Raw genomic sequence first — 20,305 nt, 5'->3', positions numbered from 1 at the left:
CTCCATGCTACCGTGATGGAGTCGATGCGCGCGAGCCGAGCCAAGGGCGCCTGCGGCCAACTCCTTTGGATGACGCCGATCCTCCTGCTGCTGGCAGCATGTGCGGAGGATGGCGCACTGACGGCTCGGCCCCATGATCCGGCGGTCGGCGATCGCGCGGCGAACCGAATCAACCAGCCCTCGTTCGAAGCGGCCTCGATTCGAATCAACCCGCTCACACGCCGCGTCGACCCCTCAGGTGGAGTTCCAATGGCCGCGGCGTCAGGCCCGCCGGGACAAGCCACCGAACTCGAGATCCGGGTGGAGTGCCTCGACGCCGACGGCCTTGAGGTCCGTACGAGCGGATGGCTCTGGGCCGAGATTGAGTCGGCGGGGCAGCGCTGGACGGTCGGACCGGTCGACCTTCAAAATCGTCGGACGAACCTGAGTCACTTCGAGGGCATCACGCGCAGCTACCGATTGAGCGTGACCCTGCCCGCCGAGGCTCGGCCCGCCCCTGGGTCGGAAGTCGAGATCAACGCGTTCCTCAGGCTGCCCGACGGCACGCTCCTGACCGATCGTCGCAGTCTCGCGTGGCGATAGAGGCGCTCGAGGCGGCACTACCGCAGCGGTGTTGCGACTCCTTTGATGTCGTCGATCTCGCCGGGTGCACCGACGGGTTCAGCGCGGCGCCTTCGTCTGTACGACGGAGGTCATGCCACGAGGCAGATTGAAGGCGAGCTCGGTCGCGCCGCGCTCATCGAGAACCTCGACCACACTGCGGCGATGCACGCGCACTCGTTCGGGCGCGACAAGCCGCCCATCGACGCGCGTCTCCGCAACTCCATCGAGCATGCGAATCTCGACGCGACGAAGGCGGCCGTCACGATCGATCAAGGAGGTGTTGAAGGGCTTGCCCTGCGGGCGTGGAGGCGGTTGTGATCGGCGCGGCGCCTCGTTGCGGGCGCCCCACTCATCCATCTCGTCGAAGGCGTCCCAGTCATCGTGGTCGGCGCTGAGGTCCCGCGCGCCGCTCGGTTCATGCACCTGACCTCCCAAGAGCGCCGCAGGCGACGCGGCCGAGAGATCCCCCGATCGGTGCGCTTGCGGTCGTCCCTCGCAACCCGAGAGCGCGAGAAGAGCCAACACCATCCCCGGGAGCGCGGCGTTCAAGGACAGCGCCCAGACGGTGCCTTGTTCGGGTGAACGGTGCCTCACGAGAGAACCGTAAGGTTGCCGCAATGGAAAGCCAGCAATCTCCCCGCATTCCGCCCGTTCGCATGAGAACAGTCGGAGTCATGCCGTGGTTCCCGGTCCATCTTGCGGATCGACCGTCCGAGAGCGAGGTGCTACACTCCGCGGCTCGATTCGTGCCTTGGGGATTGGTGTAACGGTAGCACGAGTGGCTCTGAACCACTTAGTCCTGGTTCGAATCCAGGATCCCCAATTGCCGCTGGCCGCAGCATCGCGGGCCAGAAAGGCACGCGATGACCTCTTCTTCTATTGAGTGGCCGTTCCGCGGCGGGAGCTACGGCCACTCTCCGGAACCACCATGCCAAGCTGCACCGTGGTGACGCCTTGCGTCCAGACGGGCGGCTGTCCCGGCGCGCGAAAGACGGCGGCGAGATCGACGGCGTCGACCGGCAGCTCGTCCGTGCGTCCATCGGCCAGAAGACTCAGGCCAAGGTTGTAGCACGGGCCTGGCAGTGACATGCCGCGCAGTGCGGCCATGGTCTGCGGATCGACGGTCCACTTCCGCAGCGGGACGCCTGGAGCATCGGGCGAACCAGCCTGACCCACCGGATAGATGAAGAAGTCGAGTTCGCCCTCACGGAACACCGGTGTCGGGAAGGGCTGCGCGAAGAGATAGACCGTAAGGTCGATGCGATCCCGCCAGAGATTGCCGTTGGTGTCCACTGCGGGGCGAGCGATCAGCACCACCGCGTTCGCGGGCGCCTCGCTCGGAGTCGTCGGCGCGGAGACAGGCTGAGGAACCGGTGCTCGGCCATCCGCGCCGGAGGTGCGCTCGACACAACCGGCAACATGAAGAAGGGCAAGAGCTAGAGCGCTCGCGACACACGCACTCCGAGCGGCCCGGGCGGCGCGAACGGTCCGAGGCCGATGCGATCGTGGCGACGAGGCTGCAACTCGGGCACTCGTGGCTCCGCCCGCGTGCGTCGTGCCGCACCAGCACGCCGGGTGCGACAGCGAACGATGCTGCGCTCGACACCGACTCAACGAGAGCCCCCCCCGCCGTTACTCCCCTGAGTTGCCGGAACCTGCGGACCGCCAATGTCCTGCACTTTCGTCGCGGACGGTGCCCCGATCGGATCGATCAGGCGACCCTGATCGTCGACGGCGCCGTGCAGACCCTGGAGCTCGCCGACCTCGATCTGCCGCTTGAGCGACGGCGGAAGCGAGAGCTTCTCGAGCATGCCCTGCGATCGCTCGCGGGCGGACTCCGGAGAGCGCACGACATGCGGCGTAAGGACAATCAGCAGTTCCGTCTTCTGAACTTGCTCGCTCTTGTTGCTGAAGAGGAAGCCGACGATCGGGATGTCGCCCAGGAAGGGAATCTTCTTGTCGATCCGCTCGAAGCGATCCTGGATGAGGCCGCCGATCACGACGGTCTGACCATCCTTGACGGTGACGGTCGTGTTGGCTCGTCGACGGGTGATGACCGGTGACTCGAAGTTCTCGCTGATCTGTGTCGTCTCCTTCGAAAGGAAGGAGATCTCCGGCTCGATTTCGAGGCGGACAAAGCCGTCAGGATTGATCGAAGGCGTGACATTGAGGATCACACCGATGTCCTCGGGATCGACGCTGGACTGCTGGCCGGCCGCGCTGAAGGACACCGAGTTCGGCAGGCGCACCGTTTCACCGACCTGGATGAAGCCTCGCGTGTTGTTCGCCACCATGACACTGGGATTGGAGAGCAGTTGCACGCGATTCTGGCTCTTGAGCGCGTTCAGTAGAAGATCGAACTGCGAAGACCCGATGGCGATGTTGGGCAGACCGGCGCTTCCGAAGACCGCGGGAGCGAGCCCGGCCAGTCCCGGGATGCTGATGCCCGAGGCGAAGGGACTGCGCGGCAACCCGAATCCACCGGCAACATTGACGCTTCCCACCTGGAAGCGAGTGAACTCGAGACCGAGGTCCTCGGAGTTGCCCAAGGTGACCTCGGCGAGAACCACCTGGATGAGCACCTGCGGCGGATCGACATCGAGTTCATGGATCACCTGCGTCAGCGTCTCGAGATAGCGCGGGCTGGCGGTGACAAGTACGGCGTTCGTCTTCGTGTCACCGACGATCGTGACCTCGCGCTCGAGCAGACGGCTCGCCGACCCGATCTGGCCGGTCCCGAGGGTGGCGATCACCTTGCGCTGATCGGTGTCGACAAACTCCGAGACGATTCGAGCGACATTGTCGGCGGCCGCATTCTTGAGGGCGAAGATCTTCGTCTCGCGCTCGTTCGCCGTCTGGCCATCGAGCTCGCGCACGACCTTGTCGACGAGCTCGAGGTAGGTTGGCGTGCCGCTCACCAGCAGGCTGTTGGTGCGTGTGTCAACGGTGATCGAGAGCGCCTGGCGAGGATCGGGCACCATCGTCAAGTCGCTTCCGAAGAGCGCATCGCCGCCGAACGCGGGGTCGATGATCGGCTCGAGTGGGGCGCCGGGCACTCCCTCGCGCGGCTTCAGCACGAAGAGATTGCCCTGCTGCCTGAGATTGAAGAGCTCGGTCAGCAGGCGCCCCATCTGCGTGGCGTCGGCGTTGGCCAGTCGGAGCACCTTGATCGACTGGCTGCCAGCGCTCGACTGGTCGAGGTCCCGAACCATGCGCTCGATGAGCTCCATCGCGTCGCGCGGGGCGCGCACGATGATGGTGTTCGTGCGAATGTCGGGTACCAGCGAAATGCTCGCCCGGACGGCGGCGCTTACTTCCGTTTCCATGGGCGCGCCATCGGGGTCGCCGTGAATCTGCCGCATGTACTTGACGACTGTCGCCTGCTGGCCGGGCCGACCGCCCGCCAGGGTGTTGCCTGCCAGCACATTCTCGATGAGATTGACCGTCTCGACGACATTCGCGCTCGCCAGCGCAAGGGCCTTGATCTCGACCACCGTCGCCGGGCGCGTGCCATCGAGTTCGCCCGCCATGCGCTTGACGGCGGCGACATCGGGCTCAAGTCCGGTGATGAGAAGGGCGTTCAGTCGCTGGTCCGCTGTGACGCGCACGGCGTTCTCGCCGCGGCGCCGATTCTGTTCATTGACATACAGGTCGTTGAGGACGGGCACCAGATCCTGCGCCCGGCTCTTCGAGAGGAGGACCAGCTCCACCTGGCGTCCTTCGACTGCCTCTTCGCCCGCCTTCGAGAGCGCCTCGACCAGTTGCCGAATGATGGCGAGGTTCTCCTCGCTCGCGGCGACGATGAGACTGTTGCTCGCGGGATCGGGGGCGATCGACACGCGATCGGACGGCGTTTCGGCGCCGCCCAGCGTCGCCATGCGCTCGCGCATGAGCGTCTGGAGGCGCGGGGCGAGCTGCTCGGCTCGCGCGGTGACGAGCGTGATGACATCGACCGACACCGCGGGATCCATCGGGGTCGCCTCAAGCTGCTGGACGAGTCGCTCGATGTCGGTGTAGTCACCGGGGGCGGCGGAAATGAGCAGGCTGCTCGTGCGCGGATCCGTCAGGACCAGCGGTCGCACGCGGCGGCGCATCTCGTTGGGAAGGTCGGCGTAGCGCCGATCCATGATCTCGTTGATCGCCGAGGCGACTCGATCGAGGTTGGCCTTCTTGATGGTGAGCACATGCATCGCCGACTGGTCGGCGTCGAGGTCGCGATCGAGTTCGCCCACGAGGCGCTCGACGACCTGCCAGCTCTCCTGAGCCGCGGAGACGATGAGCGCATTGGAACGACTGTCAGGCACGATGACGACGCGCTCGAGTTCCGCCGTCTCGGGCTGCACGCGCCGCAGGCGCTCAAGCCGCGCATCTAGCACCTGCTGGATGATCGGCGCGAGCCGAACTGCCGACGCGCTGCGCAGACCCACGGTGCGGATCTCGCGGATCTCGGGGGCGATCTTCTGATCGAGTTGCCCGAGGAGCTGCTCGAAGACCGCGAAACTGCGCGTGCTGGTCGAGACCACCAGGGCATTGGTTCGCTCATCGGGCACGACCTTCAACCGGTCGTCGTCACGGATCGCCTTCGCCTGGAACTGCGCTTCGAAGAGCTGCTGAATGGTGTTCGCCAGGCGCGCCGCCGACGCGTTCTGCACCGGGTAGACGCGCACGAGTGCGCTCGGACCGGCTGCTTCAACATCGAGGAGCTTCACGAGTTCACCGATGATGTCGAGGTTGGCCGGCGTGCCGATGCAGATGAGCGCGTTCATCCCGGGGTCAGGTCGCACGACAAGTTGAGTCAGCGGTGCGAAGAGATCGCTGTCGATCGGGCGCGCGGCGCCGTTGGGGTCGAGACGGATCATGCGCAACCGCGCCACTTGGCGCTGAAGCGGACTGAGCTCACTCGTGGCCCCACCGCCGCGGCCGCCGCGACCCGTGCTGTTCGCTTCGGCCAGCACATCGGAAAGCGTCGTGGCCAGATCGCGGGCATCGGCGTGCCGCAACTGGAAGATGCGAGGTTCAACCCATCCGGTCACCGCATCGGAATCAAGGCGTCGGTGCAGGACCTCGACGAAGGCGACCGCTTCGTCGCGCCCGGCGACGACCACGGTGTTCGTCCGCTCATCGACGGCGATCGCGATCTCCCCGACGAGCGCCTTGCCCACTTCACCACCCGGCATCGCCTTGGCCGTGGAGAGGGGCACATTGGCGAGGTTGCGCCCCTGCTGGAAGAGTTCGCGCACCAGCCGGGCGAACTGTGCGGCAGCCATGTTCTCAAGCGGGAAGATGCGCACGGAAACGCCGTCGGTCGTCGGCACGCTGTCGAGCAGCGCCACCGCCTCGCGCAGCGCCGCAACATTGGACGGCGTCGAACCGATGACGATCGCGTTCATGCGCTCATCGGCCACGAGCTTGATCGGCTGAGCGAGGTCGAAGGCGATGTCCGGCTGATCAGCACCGTCGCGACGCAGCGTGAGTCGGCGGACCTGCTCCTGAAGTGAGCGCAGAAGCGGCGAGACCGTCGGCGCCTGACCCGCCGCTGCGCCGGGACCCGTGGAGAGCATCTGGAGAAGCGTCGCCACGATGGTTGGCGCGCTCGCGTTGCGGAGCCTGACCACCTGCATCTGCATCTCGGCGAGCTTCGGCTCCTCGTCGATCGCCTTGACGAGCGCGACGACCGTCTCGCGATCGCCCGCTCCGGCGACGACCATCACCGCATTGCGGCCGGGCACCGGTGCGATCCGCACCGGTTCGTTCACCAGTCGTGTCGCGCTCTCAGGCGCCTGCTCACGCTCGAGTCCGAGCGTGCGAATGACGCGCTCGACGGTCTCCGGCGTCACATTGTTCAAGTCGATGATGAGCACCTGCTGTCCCGCCGAAGGCGTCATCTGATCGAGCGCCTTCACGGTCGCCTCGATCTCCGTCCAGAGCGCCCCGGTCGCAGCCACCACCACGGCGTTGCTCGATGGGTCGGCCTGAATGCTGAACGGAAGGTTCGACTGGCGGGCTCGCGTGGTGAACGCATCGCGCACGGCATTGGCCACCCGCACCGCGGGCGCCTGGGCCAGTCGCATCACGCGCACCGTGAGGCCGCGCGAATCAACCTGCTGCTGAAGCGCTTCGGCGAGCGCCTGGATGGCGGCGAACTCCTCCTCCGACGCCCGCACGATGATGACACCGCTCGACACATCGCCGACGATTCGGACACCGCGACCGCCTTCGCGTCCGGGCGGAGCGCCGCGGCCAGCCGTGCGGTCCGCATAGATCTCGCGCAGCGCCTGCGCAAGCTGCTCGGGACTGCCGCTCTCGACCGGGATCAGCCGGGGCGGAGGCAGCTTGCTGCTCTCGGCCACATCGATCTGCGCAATGATCGCCTCGATCTTCACAAGGTTCTGCCGGCTCGCGGAGATGATGATGGCGTTGGTCCTCGGCTCCGCCGTGGCGCTCACCCAGCGATCGGGTGGTACCAGCACGGCGGGCGGCGGCGCATCTTCCGGGCGTTGACCATCGCGGCCTCGGTCAGCATCGCGTCGCGGCGCGGCGCGATCGGGGCGAGCCTCGGTGGTGATGCGGAAGGCGCCGTTGATCGCCTCCGCGACGCTCGGCGCATCGGCGTGGGCCAGAGCGATCACCCTGAGCTGGAGACTCGCGTCGTAGTCGGCGCTGTCAAGCTTCTCAAGCAGCGTGCGGATGCCGTCCCACTCGTCCTTCGCCGCGGAGATGACCAGCGAGTTGCTCGCCGGGTCCGCCACGATGATCACGCTGCGCTGCGCCTGCCCTGCGGCGTCGACTGCGCCGGGTCCGTAGAAGAAGGAGAGCGCCTGCCGCACCTGCTCGGATTGGGCGTGCTTCAGGGCAACGAACTCCGTGACTCGGCTGCGCTCGGAAGGACGGTCGAGTTCATTGATGATGCGCTCGACCTCGCGGAACTGCTCCGGTGTCGCACCGACGATGAGGCGGTTCTCCTGATTGTCGTAGTCGACGCGGATATCCGTCTCACCGGGCTCGCGCGTGCGAAGCATCTGCCTGAGTGTCCAGCTCAGGTCACTCGCAGCCACATGCGTGAGTGGAATCACGCGGTACTCAAGCGACGCCCGCGCGGGCACGGTGTCGATCTTCGAGATGAGCGATTCGATGACCGGAATGCTCTCCGGCGTTGCGGTCACCACGAGGCTGTTTGAACGACGATCGGCAACGATGCGCGCGCGGACTTCAACTGGCGGCGCCGCTTCATCATCAAGCCGGATCGTGACCCCGCGCGGGCGCCCCTGGGCGTCGAGCTGGAGAGTCTGCGAGAGAATGCGCACTGCTTCATCGGCCTTCGCCCCGGTCAGTGCGAAGGTGCGAATCACCGACTCATCCGCATCGGTCGGCGTATCGAGTCGGGTGATGAGCGCCTTCACCTGCTCGAAGAGCTGCTCCGGCGCGTTCACGATGATCGAGTTCGTGCGGGCATCGGAGGTCACAATGACGCCCTGCGCAGCGCCGCCGCGCCGCGTGAACTGCTCCTGCACGATGCGCGTGATGTCGCTCGCGAGTCCCTTCTTCAGCTTGATGATTTCGATCGTTCGATCGGCGCTGGCGCTCGGCTGATCGATCTTGGCGACGAGGTCCCGGATGGTCGCCAGCACCTCGGTCGGAGCCGAGACGAGCAGGGTGTTGGCGCTGACGCTCGGCACGATCGCCGTCGCTTGGACGGCCGCCTGGTCTCCGGCAGCCCGTTCCGCGAGGAACCGTCGCAGCGTCTGCGCGGTGTCCTGCGCGGGTGCGAACTCAAGGGCAATGACCGCCATGTCCACCTGAGGTCGCGTGACCGCCTCGTCGATCGACTGAATCAGTGCCGCCACCTCGCGCTGCTGCGCCTCGGTGGCGCTGACGATGAGCGTGCTCGTCCCCGGATCGGCGACGATGCGGGCGCGCGTGGCACGCTCCCCTTCCCACCATCGTCGATCGGCGCCGCTTCGACCGAGCGCATCGTTCGCAAGCTGCAGCACCATGTAGATGTCCGCGTTCTTCACTCGGTAGAAGCGAAGCTGGCGCCCCTGCCCCTGCTCGACCGGCGCGTCGATCGCCGCCAGCAGGTTCTCAACCAGCGCGAACCGATCGCCGCGCCCGGTCACGATGAGTGCGTTCAGCCGATCATCGGCGCGCACGGCAAAGGCATCGCGCGTGCTCGCCCGCGGCGTCTGGCGACGCATCCAGAAGAAGGGCATCTCGCTCTCGGTGAGTTCGGTCGCAAGGGTGCGAACGAGGTCGACCACCTCGCTCGCCTCGGCGTGGCGCAGCGGGAAGATGCGGAACTGGAGATCGCTGGCCGCCATCGGCGCATCGAGTTCCTTCGCGACGCGTGTCACCTCGGCGAAGTCGGCGTCGCTGGCGGAGATGAGGAGAGTGCCGCTGCGGGGGTCGGGGACGATCGCCACGCTGCGGGGCAATTGGCGGCCTCGCGCGGCACCGGTGACACGGGCGCGATCGTCGAAGAAGCGCTGAAGCACCTCGGCCACCAACTGCGCGTCAGCTCGCTCGAGCTTGAGCGTGCGGAGTTCGAGCCCCGAGGTCGAGGCCCGATCAATCTCGCGGAGGACGGCGTCGATGCGCTGCGTGATTGCCTCCGGCGCCCGAACCAGTAGAAGGCCGAGCTCCTCCTCGGGAATCAGCGTCGTTCGTGCAGCCTCGGCCGCCTCACCCGCGAGGACCACCTCGCGCACCAGACGCGCCGCCGACTGCGGGCGCAGATACTCAAGCTCGAAGATGCGCAGCGGCGTTTCGCCAGCGCGGGGGCCGGCATCGACCAGTTCAAGGAATCGCTGCACTTCGTCAAGCGCCGACTCGGAGCCGATCGCAAAGATCCCGTCACCGCGCGGATCGATGGCGAACTCCGCCTGCGGACCGGGTGCGCCACCGGCGGCCGCCGAAGCTCGCGCCCGAGCGCCCATGATCTGGCGGATCGTGTCGACCGCCTGCCCCGCTGTGACGAAGCGAGGCTCAAGCGAGCGCACCAGCACCGGCTCTGTTCCGCTCGTGCGAGAGATGGCCGCGAGGATCGGCGCAATCTGCCTGAAGTCGGTGTCGGTCGCGGCCACCACCAGCGCACGGCTCGGCGCATCGGCGAGCAGGCTCACTCGCCGCGAAAGGTCGCCCGGACGCCCACCCGGCGGCGTCACCACGCGCATCGCCTCGGTGAGCAGCATGCGAAGGCGATTCACATCGACGCCCTCAGGCACCTGGATGACGCGCACCTCGGTCGAGGGAGCTGGAAGCTGTTCCGCGATCTGCATGGCAAGCTGCGACATGCGATCGACCCAGCGGCGTCCGCCAATCAGGACGATCGCGTTCGTCGCCGGATCGACCGCGATGGTCGGGGGCGGCTCCGTCGCATCGCCGGCAGCCGCGCTCGCGGGTGCGTCGGCAGCGGCGTCGTCGCGCAGGGCTCCGGGCGCCACCGGAGCTGCGGGCATCTTGTTCGCCGGCGCGGTCGTGGTCGCAGGAGCCGAGGCACCCGCGGGTGCCACCCCGTACTCGCGCATGAGGTCTTCGAGACGGACGACCTTGATCGCCTCGGCACCATCGGCCCCCGAAGATGCCATGCGGCCAAGCACGCGCGCGACCTCTTCGGCATTCGCCCGCGAGGGGTCGATGGCCAGTGTGCGCATCTGCCGGGAGGTCACGATGGAACCCTTGTCGAGCGCGCGACTCACTCGCTCGATGACGGAGAACTGCTCATCGCTCGCCCGCACGAGAAGCGAATTGCTGGCGGTGTTGACCCGAATGACCGGCGGCGCCTCAGCCGAGCCGTCCCCCTGGAAGACCTGCTCGAGCGCGCCGGCAATCTCCCCCGCGTCGGCGTTGCGGATCTCGAGCACCCGCACGCTGCGCGCGTGCTGTTCGGCGCCAGCGGCGTCGAGCTGCTCGATGAGCTGCTCCGCCACCGTGAGCACCGCGCGTGGCGCAGTGACGATGATCGCATTGAGGCGCTGATCCGCCGCGACACGGACCGGCGTGCGCCCACTCCCTGCGAGGCGATTGCGAATGAACTCCGATCGCGCCCAGCTCGGCAGATCCGCCGGATTCACCAGGTTCTGCTCCGCGAGCAATCGCTCCACGAGCGGCGCGAGTTGCTCGGCCCGCGCGTGTCGCAGAACCACCGTGCGCACCTGTGCACTTTCCTTGGCAACGCCGGTGTCGAGCGGCTTGATGAGGTCCTCGATCGTCTCGAGGTCGTCGGGCGACATCGTGACCACGATCGAATTGCTGCTGCGTTCCGCGGCCACCACGGGTCGCGGCGCGCCGGGGCGCACGGGACCGCGGCCATCGAGCGCCCGCTGAAGTGCTGCCGCCACATCGTTCGAGTCGGCCTGCGTCAGCGGATAGACCCGCACGATCGTCTCCGATGCGGTCGCGGCGCCTTCGTCGCAGGTGTGCAGCGCCGCCATCGCGCCTTCCATCTCCGCGTGATCGGCGATGACCAGCACCGAGGTGCCCCGCGGATCCACCTGGAACTCCGGGGCGCCGGGGCCTTCATTGCGCGTCGCAGCGACGAGGCGCTGGGCGCCTTGCACGAGCGCCGCGGGATCGAGGTGCTTCGGTTGATAGGTGCGAACCTGCCGGGTGCTGCGGTCGGTGCGATCGAGCTCGCGTGCGACAAGCTCAGCGAGCGCCAGTTGCTGGGGCTCACCCGTCACCCAGAGTGCATTCGCCGATGCGATCGTTTCGATCGTCACCGGCTCGGGCACGCGCCCGCCCTGCTTTGGCGCCACGGTCGCGAGGGCCTGCCGAAGCGGATCGATGAGATCCTCCGCTCGTCGCTCTCGCACCACGACGAGGCGACCACTGCGCTCGGGCGGCGTCAGGGTTCGCGCCTGGTTGATCATGCGCTCGAAGGCGTCGACCGCGTCTTCGCGCCCTGCCACGATGATCGCACTTCCCTCGGTATCGACCTCAACGGTCGGCGACGGGAGCGCCGGCGCTGCGCCCTCGGCGCTTGCGGCGCCCTCGCCGCGCAGGAAGAGCTCGCGAGCGCGCTCGGCCACACGCGCGGCATCGGCGTTGGCGATGGGGATGACCCGCACGCGCGCATCGCGCCGGGCGGGTTGATCGAGCGCCTCGACCAGCTCCACAACGGTCTCGACCGCATCGGTGTCGCCCAAGGCGAGCAGCGAGCGATCGTCGGCCCCCTGAGCGAGCCGCAGCGTGCGCATCTGCGCGTCGGTGAGCATCGCCCGCAGCGCGGGGATCATCGCGGTCGTCGTCGTGTTGACCAGGGTGAAAGTGCGCAGCGAACGCGAGGGACCCTCCGGCCCGGAGCCCGCCGCCTCGCGCATGAACGCGCTGACCTCATCGAGGGCGCCAGCCTCGCCGACCAGAGCCACTCCGGAGCGCTCCGGCAACATGATGATGGTCGGCCGGCGCTCGGGCGCCATCGACTGGAGAAAGGCGTCGATCGCGCCGCGCGCTTCCTGCGGATTCAGCCGACCCAGGGCGATCGTGCGGAGGGTGCGAGTCTCATCCTGCATGGGGACATCGAGCAGGGCGATCGTCTCGCGCAACTGGTCCAGACGAGCCCGCGTCCCTCGGCCGATGATCGCATTCGTGCGCGGGTCCGCCGTGAGCGAGAGCCCCACGATCTTGTCCTCGCTCACCCTGACTCGCTTGCCGTCGGGCTGAATGACGAACTGCACCTGGCGTTCGGCCATGAGCCCGGTCAGGCTTCGCAGCATCGACTCAGCCTTCGCGTACCGGAGCGGAATGTACTCGACGATGTTCTCGACATCGGCCTTGTCGATCTCCGCGATGATCGTCTGAAGGCGGCGCAGGTTGGCCGCTGTCTCCACCAGCACCACCGAGTTGCTCTGCGCCAGATCGGTGACGCTGCCATAGCTCGCCACCAGATTGCGCAGCGCCTCGGCCACCGCCGTGCTCGTCGCGTTGCGCAACGGCAGCAGGAGGGTCACGATCTGGTCGTCCGTGATTTCCTCGGGAAGTCGATCAACGAAGGTCGGGATGTTCTCCCGCTTCATGTCATCGAGCTTCTGAAGGAAGAGGGTGTCCCGCTCGCGGCGCAGCATCACGCCCTGCGTCTGGAGGAGCGTGTTCAGGACCTGCAACGCTTCGGGCAGTTCATAGGCCCGGTCAGAGATGAAATCGACGGTGCTCGCGGGCGCGGGGGTCTCGCGCACCACGGGCATGCGCGTCGTTCGGCTGAACCAATCGAGCACCTGGTCCCACTGCTGATCCTTGAAGGCGAAGCGAATGGTGGTCGGCGCGGCTGGCGCCTCGGGCGCGGCGGCGGGTGCAGCATCGGCGCTCGGCGCCTGTGGCGCGGTTGGCCCGGGCGGCGTGGCGTCCTCGGACGATGGCGCCGGATCGGGGGTCGGATCATCAGGGAGCGAGAGGGGCAGCGACGACGCGACCGCCGGGGTCGCCGATGGCGCGTCCTTCGCCGTGTCCGGGGCCTCCTGCCCGAGCGCTGCGGCGCCAAGGCACGCCGTCAACGCCGGAGCGATCCAGTCGAAGTGCCGTAGCAGCATCAACTCGTCTCCATGAATGTGCGACGCCCACTTCGCTGGACCTGCAGGGCGCCGGGTTGTGATGGTCCGTCCCCGAGTCTAACAGCCGCCCCCGTCGAAGCCCCTCCGTGCGTCAAGGAGAAAAGTCGCGGCGCTGATCCATGGTGGCTCCAAGTTCCACCAGGAACAGGGCATCGGCCATCTTGAAGAGCGCGGCATCGATCTCGAAGCCGATGAATTCAGCGTCGGAGATTCGCGTGCCCGGCGCAAGCGTGAGCGTTGCATTGGTGGCGACATTGCGGAGACATGCCTCAACGCCGAGGGGGCCATCGAGGCGCCCTGTCACCTTCCACTGGTTCCATGGAAACCCCGGCGGCCGCGGCGCCGGCTTCTGCACGACTGCGGGTTGCGGCGCTGGCGGCGGCGGCGGAAGTCGGAAGGGATTCCGCTGCACGAATGGCTGGTAGCGCGCGTAGGTCGACATCGCCTCCGCCGAGGGGGGCGGAACGGGCTGCCCGATGACGCCTTCAAGAAAGAGCGTGGTGAGTCGAACCACCACCCGCACCCGCTCGCCCGTTCGACCGGGATCGAGGCGCACCTGATCGAGCCGCTTGATCCACGGTTCGACCTCGAGTCGATGAATGAGACGCATCGCCTGATCAAGCGACCCTTCGCCCGAGATCACGCCGCGCACTTCGACCCAGTCCGGTTGCTCGCGAAGGGTGCGATCGAGTCGCGTCATCTCACTCCGCGCCGGAGAGAGGATGCGCTCCTTCTCCGCTTCGGTCGCGACCTGAAGATCGGTGAGTTGAAGCTCTTCACCGATTCGATTGAGGCGACTTCGCAAGCCGCTGTCGACCGTTTCGGCGTTGGGTCCAAGCGTGCGATTGGCGACGCTCTTGATCCTCGCATCGACTGCGGGGCGCGCCTGGCGCTCGGCGCGCACACGCTCAAGGAAGTCGATGAACCTTCCGATGCGCTCGAGCTCCTGTGTTCGCGCGTTCGAGAGGCGCCCCGACGCACCCATGTACCCAAGCGCACCCGCGACGAGCGAGCCTGCGACGACGGCACCGATGATGAGGGAGCGTCTCACGCGGCACCTCCCAGTCGAACGGCCTTCGGTGCCTCATGCTTCGTGGTCGTTGCGGACTCTCCCGACTCCGCGCCAGCCGGGGTGCCCGATGGCGGCGCAGTCGCCGGAGTGCCGGACGCACCCGCGGGATTGGCGGCGTTGGTGCCACCCGGTCGCAAGATGAAGGTGAATGGCATCGCGAGGCGACGGCCGCCCTGCTTGTCCGTGCCCGGCGAGTCGAGCGAGAAGCGCTGATCCTTCACAAACGCCTCGCGCAGCGAATCGACTGCGGTGCGCTCACTGGCTTCACCTTCGAGAAGAATGCGCATCGGGCGCCTGAGGGAGATCCTGGTCTCACGCCCCGTTTCCTTCACGACGCGCGGCGAGCCCGTCTCAAGCGTGCCCGCGAAGAGATCGAAGACGACACGCGATGGGTCGGGAGCGAAGCCGCCGACATCGACGATCGCGTCGAGCCAGCGCGGCGTGGTGTCCTCCCATGCCGCCAGGTGCTGCGCACGGAAGAAGTCGCGGGTGAAGCGATGCGACTCGGGGCGGGCGCTCTCAGCCTTGGCTTGCAGATCCGCCGCGCGAGAGGAGAGCGCTCGAAGTTCGCGAGCGCCGATCGTCCAGCCGATGAGCGCAGCCAGCACGACAGAGCCGACCGATGCGTAGATCGCCATGCGACGGCGGGCTGCAAGGTCCGGCGCCCGGCGCGGCGACGCGAGATCGATGCGGGGACGGACCATCCCCTCTTCGAGAAGCACGCCCGCGAGCGGCCAGCAGGCTTCGAGCGCTCCCACCGCGTCGGCCTTGCCCCCAATGAGCGGATGCGAATCGAGAATCGTGGCGTTGCCGATCAAGTCACGCACCCCGTCGGCCACGCGACGCGCCATCTCGGGCTCGCCGAGAATGAGCCCTCGCGCGATCTCTGATGATGGCTGCGCCAATCGCCATGCGGCCCAGCTTCGGCGCACTTCGGTGAGCGCGGCGTCTGCGGCGGCGCCGGGGTCACGCTGATAGCGCACTTCGGCGCCACGACTGTGCCTGAGCTCGTTTCCGGAGAGGAAGCAGAGATCCAATCCTTCGCCAGTGAGGTCAAGCGCGAGCTGCATGGCGCTTGAGTCGAAGGAGCGATCAAGCGTCTCGAGCAGGAGCGCCGAACCGAAGGTGCGGAGCGCGATCCGACTGATCGCGATCTTCGCGTGCTCCGCGAGTGCGCGAATGGCGTCGATCTCGCGCTGCGGGACCGCGAACGCCTGGACGACGGTGCCCGCGTCCTCGCGCCCGCCGGGAATGAAGTCGATGATCGTGCCTTCGGCCGCCGGTCCGAGTTCGCGCTGCATCGCAAGGCGCGTCATGTCCGGCAGATCTTCCGCGTGCGTGGTCGGCAGGATGAGGCGCTTGTGGCTGGCGACATCGCGACTGACGACGAAGATCGCCCGCGTCGAACGAATCCCGGCGCCGCGAAGCGTCTCGGCCAGCCACGCTCCGGTCGCCTTCGGATCCGTCGTGTCGAGATCCTCGGGCGTTTCCACGGTGACGGCGCGACGGATGATCACGCGACCGCGACGGACCTCACCCTGCACGGCATGCAGGAGGCGCTGGCCCATGTCGATGACCAGTCGCATGCGGGAGCCTCCGGAGAAGGTTCGTCGCGGCGTGCTCATTGCCAATCATCATCCCTGGGTCTGAAGAGGTCGTCCATGATGCCCGAGGGTCTCGCCTCCGAGGCGCCTCCATTGGAACCGGCGCCGGCAGGCGAGGTCGCACCTGCTTGGCGCGGGCGGAAGCGACCGAAGGGTGGTGGCAACGCAGGACTCACAGGCGTCGCGGCGGCAGCGCCGCCGCGCCCGCGCGCGGGACGACCTGCGGCGGCAGCGTCCTGACCGGCGGCAGCGCTCGGGGCCGCGGCGCCACCCGCAGGCGCAGCGCCTCCCTGCGGACGGCGTCGCTGACCCGCACGCCCCTCAACCGGGCCGGGAGCACCACCGGCGCGAGCGCCCGCACCATCGCCGCGCCCGGCTCGACCTTCTCCGCGCCCCGGCGGGCGGCGCGCGGCAGCGCCACCGCCCGGCCGCGCAGCGGCACCCGCCTGCGGTGCGCGGGCTCCTTCAGCACCTTCACCCGTCGCGCCCGCGGCGGGTGTTTCAACCGGAAGAGCAGCGATCCGCTCCGGATCGGCTGGCGCCGCAGTTAGTCGCTCGACTTCTGCGGCACCTTCGCCCGCGCGAGCGAGTCGTTCACCGGCACGGGCGAGCGCAGCGCCACGGCCATCATCCTGCGCGTCATCGTCGACACCGAGTCGTTCCCGCGCCTCGATCAGCCGCAGCGCCATCGGCGCAAGTGTCAGGTCCCGCATCGCCGCCAATCGAGCTCGCGGTGCCGTGAGATCGACCACGCACTCGAGAATCGAAACGCCATGCATGGGACCATCGGGATCGGTGGACGAGGTGTACCCGGTCACGAAACGCATGCGCCAGAAGAAGCTTCGCGTGGTGACGCGCGGATAGAGCGCCCGCATCTCCGCGGGGTCGACGATGCCGCGCGAGAGGAGCCAGAAGGGTGTGCCACGCTCGTCGGGATCGAGACCATCCCGCTCGCGCTCGATCCGCGCCGCCTGTTCAGCCGAGAGACCGGGGAGCGCCGCAAGCACCGCGGCGGGCGCTCGATTGAGATCGAGCTTGCCCCAACGCCAAAGACCGCGCTCAACCGTGAGGCGATCGAGAATGTCCGCCCATGACTCAGGTCTGACGCCCAATTCCTGAAGCGATCCGAGCAGAGCGGCGTCATCCGCAGGTCGTTGATTCCGCGCCGCGAGCGCTTCGATGCGCTGCGCCATCGTCTCATCGACCGCGTCGCCAAGAACCTCCCGCAATGACTCCGTCCACGCCGCCGAGAGCTCCAAACGCCGCGTGCCGCTTCGCGAGAGCGCGGGCTCCACGGCGTACACCGTCAGTCGATCAGCGAGCGCGGGGCCGCTCGCTCCTTCAATCCGTGCTCGAGCCGCCCGATCACCGGCCGATGCGTCGGCCTCGTTCGATCCGGGCGCCGGGCGCAACGCGGAGCCGGCGTTCTCAAGTGCACGGCCTGCATCACGAAGGGCCTCCCCCGCCCGCGCAAGCGCTCGCCCCTGTTCGCCACCTCGGACCCCGCGCACGAGGGCCATCGCTTCGGGGCCGAAGGCGTCGCGGCCTCGCAAGTGCGCTTCGTCCATGCCAGAGAGGCGCACAATGTCTTCAAGCGAGGCGAGGCGCCCACCGGGCGAGCGCTGCCGCGCTTCGACAATGGCGTCTGCATCGAAAGGATCAAACCCCGCGAGCAGGAGAGCGTCACTCGCGGCGGAGTTCGCGTCGAGATGAGAAGCCTCAGAAACAAGCGTGCGGCCATCTTCGGAGGCGTCGAGAAAGCGAAGGACGGCTGTGCGCGAGCCATCGTCGAAGAGCACCAACTGCGGCGGCAGTGTCGGCTCACCTCCTTGAAGGACCACTCGACGCTGCTCACCGAGGAGCGCTGTCACGGCTTGAGCGCCGCTCCATGCCACCGCGCGCTGGCGAACCGCTTCGACCGCCGCGGAGCGCCCCGCATGTTCCGCAACGGCGCTCCAGGTCACCGAGGCCGTCAAGGCCATGGCCGTACCGACGAGCGCGAGCACGGCCAGCAGTACGAAGCCCTTCCGCGTGCGAGACCCGTTCACGGCGTGCGCTCCACGGTTGCAGGAAGGAGTTCCGCAGGTGCCGAATCGGGAATCACGATGACGCGGCGCCGATCCGGCGGCGCCTCGGGAGCTTCCGGTGGTTCGAAGAGCCCGGCGCTGCGAGCGCGCTCATCAGCAGAGCCGCGTGTGGCAGCGCCGCCGCGGGAGTCGGCGCCACCGCCTTCGCCATCGCGTTCCTCGGCCGGGCGAGCGACCTCGCCGGCTGGAGCTGCGGCGGCAAGCCAGACGCTCACTTCGATCGCCGTTGGCAGTCGGCCCTGCGTCCGCGCATCGAACGCGCTCACCCACTCACGGCCATCGTGATAGCGGAATTGCAGTGCGTCGATGCCGGCGGGCAGCGCCTCGGGCGCTGAATCACCTCGCCGCACCAGGAGCGCTCCGCGTGAACGATCGACGCCAAACCATGAGCGCGACGCGGGAATGAAGGGACGACCGCCCCGCTCAAGCGTGGCCGCGGCATCCACCGACGCCGTGAAGATGGTGCAACTCTCCTCGCTTCCTTCGAAGCCGCCATCGCCAGCGTCGAGCATGCTCGTGAGAATCGACGCCTCGAGGGCATCGAAGAAGTGATCGACCGCTCGCTCCCGCATCGTCCGCTCTTCGAGGCGACCTCGCGCCTCGCGCAGGTTGGAGACGAAGACGATCACCGAACCGAGGAGCGCCGCCGCCAGTCCGAGGGCGACCAGCACCTCGATCAGCGTGAAGCCTCGTCGCGCCGGCGCTCTCACGGTGCACGCTCCACTTCGGAGTCATCACCCAGGTCGGCCGCGCTCCGCTGACGCGGCAGCTCGACCAATTGCCGAAGCGTGAAGCGGGCATCGCTCCGGACGCCGTCGTAGACGCGAATCTCAACGAGCGAGAGGTTCGGAAACTCGCTCATGGTCACACTCGTCTCGACAAAGAGACCATCGGGATCGCGCACCTCGCCACGATCGCGCGACGAGCCACCGCCCGCCGCCGCTGGTCGACTTCGCCCCTCGGAGCGCAGGTCTTCGGTGGCGACAAGGCCCGCTTCGATCTCGCTCATGCGCGTTCGCGCGAGGTCCACCGCCCGCGACTGCACGGCCCCGCGATCAAGCGACGCAATCACATCACCGAAGGTCGCCAGCAGCGTGGTCGCAGCGACGACGAAGATGGCCAGCGCCACCAGGAGCTCGAGAAGCACGGCGCCTCGACGGCTCATGGCACACCCACCCCCTTCGGCTCGGGCGCTCGGCCTTCCATGCGCCACTGCGACTCCGGCGCGAGCACCTCACCATCAGCCTCGCCCACGAGGTCGTCTGAATCATCTTCCTCAAGATCGGCTTCGCCATCCTCGCGCCGCGCCCGCATGGTCACCGACGCTCGGCCAAGCATCGGCGAAATGGTGACCAACGCCTCGAGTGCCTCATCGCCCCGCAGCACGCAGCGCCGCGCGGCGGGCGCAGAGCCATCGGGGAGGAAGATCACCAGGGTCTCTTCACCGGGCTCCACGATCAGGCTTACCGGAGCCGGCAGCTCAAAGAAGAGCGCCGGGACAGGACGCGCCTCTCCACCATCGGGGGACCACTCTGTCGCCACCATGCGTCGACCGCCGGCGCTCGCGATGACCTCCACCACCACGCCCTCGCGCTGCGCATGGGCGCGCGCGGCGTCGAGTCCCGCCACCATCCGCTCTCCGGCATCCTGAAGCGCCCGATCGCGCATCGACTGCATGAACAACGGACCCGCGAGCGCCATGATCGCCACGATCAGCCCGAGCACCACCATCAACTCAAGGAGCGTCACGCCCAGCCTGTGACCGACCACCTGCGCGGCGGATTCTCCGACCGCCCGCACCCCGCGCGCCTTCGGCGCGCGCCGGTTCATCGCGCTGACGACCCGCCGACGCCCGTGCTCGAGCTGCCGAAGTCACTGAATGCATCCTCGCCGCCAGCGTCCTTGATGCGCTCGCGTGCGAGTGAGATGTCGTCGTCCGTGCCCTCCTGCCGGTCGGGTCCCGCCGAGATGATGTCGAAGTCGAGGCCGCCGACATCAGCTGGAACCTTGAAGATCCACTCGGAGCCCCAGAGGTCGCGCGGCTTCGGATCGCTGAGGTAAGGGCCGCTCCAGTTCGAGCGCTCGGTCTCATCCAATCCCTCGGCGCTCCAGAGGATCTTCAATCCCTCCTCCTGCGTGGGCAGGCGCCGCATGTCGACCCGGAATCGATCGATGGCCGACTGGAACTGCCGCAACTGAACCACCGTCGACTGCACATCGGCCTTGTCTCGAGCACCCACCACATTGATGACCACCAGCGCCCCCAGCACCAGCATGATGCCGATGACGATCAGCAGCTCCAGGATGGTGAACGCGCGACGGTGGGCGGTCGAGTGCATGCAGGGTCTCCTGAGGGGGAGCATAGTGGGCATGCCATGTCGCTTCCATGGATCG

At 67.7% G+C, this 20,305-nt stretch carries 11 protein-coding genes and 1 tRNA gene; 2 read left to right on the top strand and 10 right to left on the bottom strand.

The window, feature by feature from the left end; translation table 11 throughout:
* The first annotated feature begins 15 nt into the window (after positions 1-15).
* On the top strand, positions 16-582 hold the full coding sequence (locus tag KF724_00625; GenBank protein ID MBX3354184.1) for a hypothetical protein: 567 nt from the start codon (positions 16-18) through the stop codon (positions 580-582).
* A gap of 78 nt (positions 583-660) precedes the next feature.
* Here KF724_00625 and KF724_00620 read toward each other — a convergent pair whose 3' ends face one another.
* Complete coding sequence (locus tag KF724_00620) at positions 661-1,197, bottom strand: hypothetical protein (GenBank protein ID MBX3354183.1); 537 nt, start codon at positions 1,195-1,197, stop codon at positions 661-663.
* Between the two features lie 158 nt (positions 1,198-1,355).
* Here KF724_00620 and KF724_00615 point away from each other — a divergent pair.
* Positions 1,356-1,426 (top strand) — tRNA-Gln (locus KF724_00615).
* Positions 1,427-1,479: 53 nt separating this feature from the next.
* Here KF724_00615 and KF724_00610 read toward each other — a convergent pair.
* The 9 genes from KF724_00610 to gspG all read right to left on the bottom strand — a co-directional run bounded on the left by KF724_00610 (position 1,480) and on the right by gspG (position 20,250).
* Positions 1,480-1,920: a hypothetical protein gene (locus KF724_00610; GenBank protein MBX3354182.1), complete on the bottom strand. Its 441-nt coding sequence runs from the start codon at positions 1,918-1,920 to the stop codon at positions 1,480-1,482.
* Positions 1,921-2,213: 293 nt separating this feature from the next.
* Entirely contained in the window at positions 2,214-13,127 is a 10,914-nt protein-coding gene (locus KF724_00605) for a hypothetical protein (protein MBX3354181.1), read from the bottom strand.
* A 112-nt stretch (positions 13,128-13,239) separates the two neighbouring features.
* Positions 13,240-14,199, bottom strand: a complete 960-nt coding sequence (locus KF724_00600; protein MBX3354180.1) for a hypothetical protein — start codon at positions 14,197-14,199, stop codon at positions 13,240-13,242.
* Positions 14,196-15,845: a hypothetical protein gene (locus KF724_00595; GenBank protein MBX3354179.1), complete on the bottom strand. Its 1,650-nt coding sequence runs from the start codon at positions 15,843-15,845 to the stop codon at positions 14,196-14,198. Before KF724_00595 ends, KF724_00600 begins: the two co-directional genes overlap by 4 nt.
* Positions 15,842-17,872 (bottom strand): hypothetical protein, encoded by a 2,031-nt coding sequence (locus tag KF724_00590; GenBank protein ID MBX3354178.1) that lies wholly within the window; start codon positions 17,870-17,872, stop codon positions 15,842-15,844. Before KF724_00590 ends, KF724_00595 begins: the two co-directional genes overlap by 4 nt.
* Positions 17,869-18,621, bottom strand: coding sequence for a prepilin-type N-terminal cleavage/methylation domain-containing protein (locus KF724_00585; protein ID MBX3354177.1), 753 nt, complete (start codon positions 18,619-18,621; stop codon positions 17,869-17,871). The genes KF724_00590 and KF724_00585 overlap by 4 nt, the downstream gene beginning before the upstream one ends.
* Positions 18,618-19,076: a hypothetical protein gene (locus KF724_00580; protein MBX3354176.1), complete on the bottom strand. Its 459-nt coding sequence runs from the start codon at positions 19,074-19,076 to the stop codon at positions 18,618-18,620. Before KF724_00580 ends, KF724_00585 begins: the two co-directional genes overlap by 4 nt.
* A complete protein-coding gene (locus tag KF724_00575; protein ID MBX3354175.1) occupies positions 19,073-19,741 on the bottom strand; it encodes a hypothetical protein in 669 nt (222 codons plus the stop codon). Before KF724_00575 ends, KF724_00580 begins: the two co-directional genes overlap by 4 nt.
* Positions 19,738-20,250 (bottom strand): type II secretion system major pseudopilin GspG, encoded by a 513-nt coding sequence (gspG, locus tag KF724_00570; protein MBX3354174.1) that lies wholly within the window; start codon positions 20,248-20,250, stop codon positions 19,738-19,740. The genes KF724_00575 and gspG overlap by 4 nt, the downstream gene beginning before the upstream one ends.
* Between the last annotated feature and the right edge of the window lie 55 nt (positions 20,251-20,305).

The sequence above is a fragment of the Phycisphaeraceae bacterium genome (genome assembly GCA_019636735.1).
Classification (GTDB): domain Bacteria; phylum Planctomycetota; class Phycisphaerae; order Phycisphaerales; family SM1A02; genus VGXK01.
This window is presented reverse-complemented; position numbering and strand designations above follow the sequence as displayed.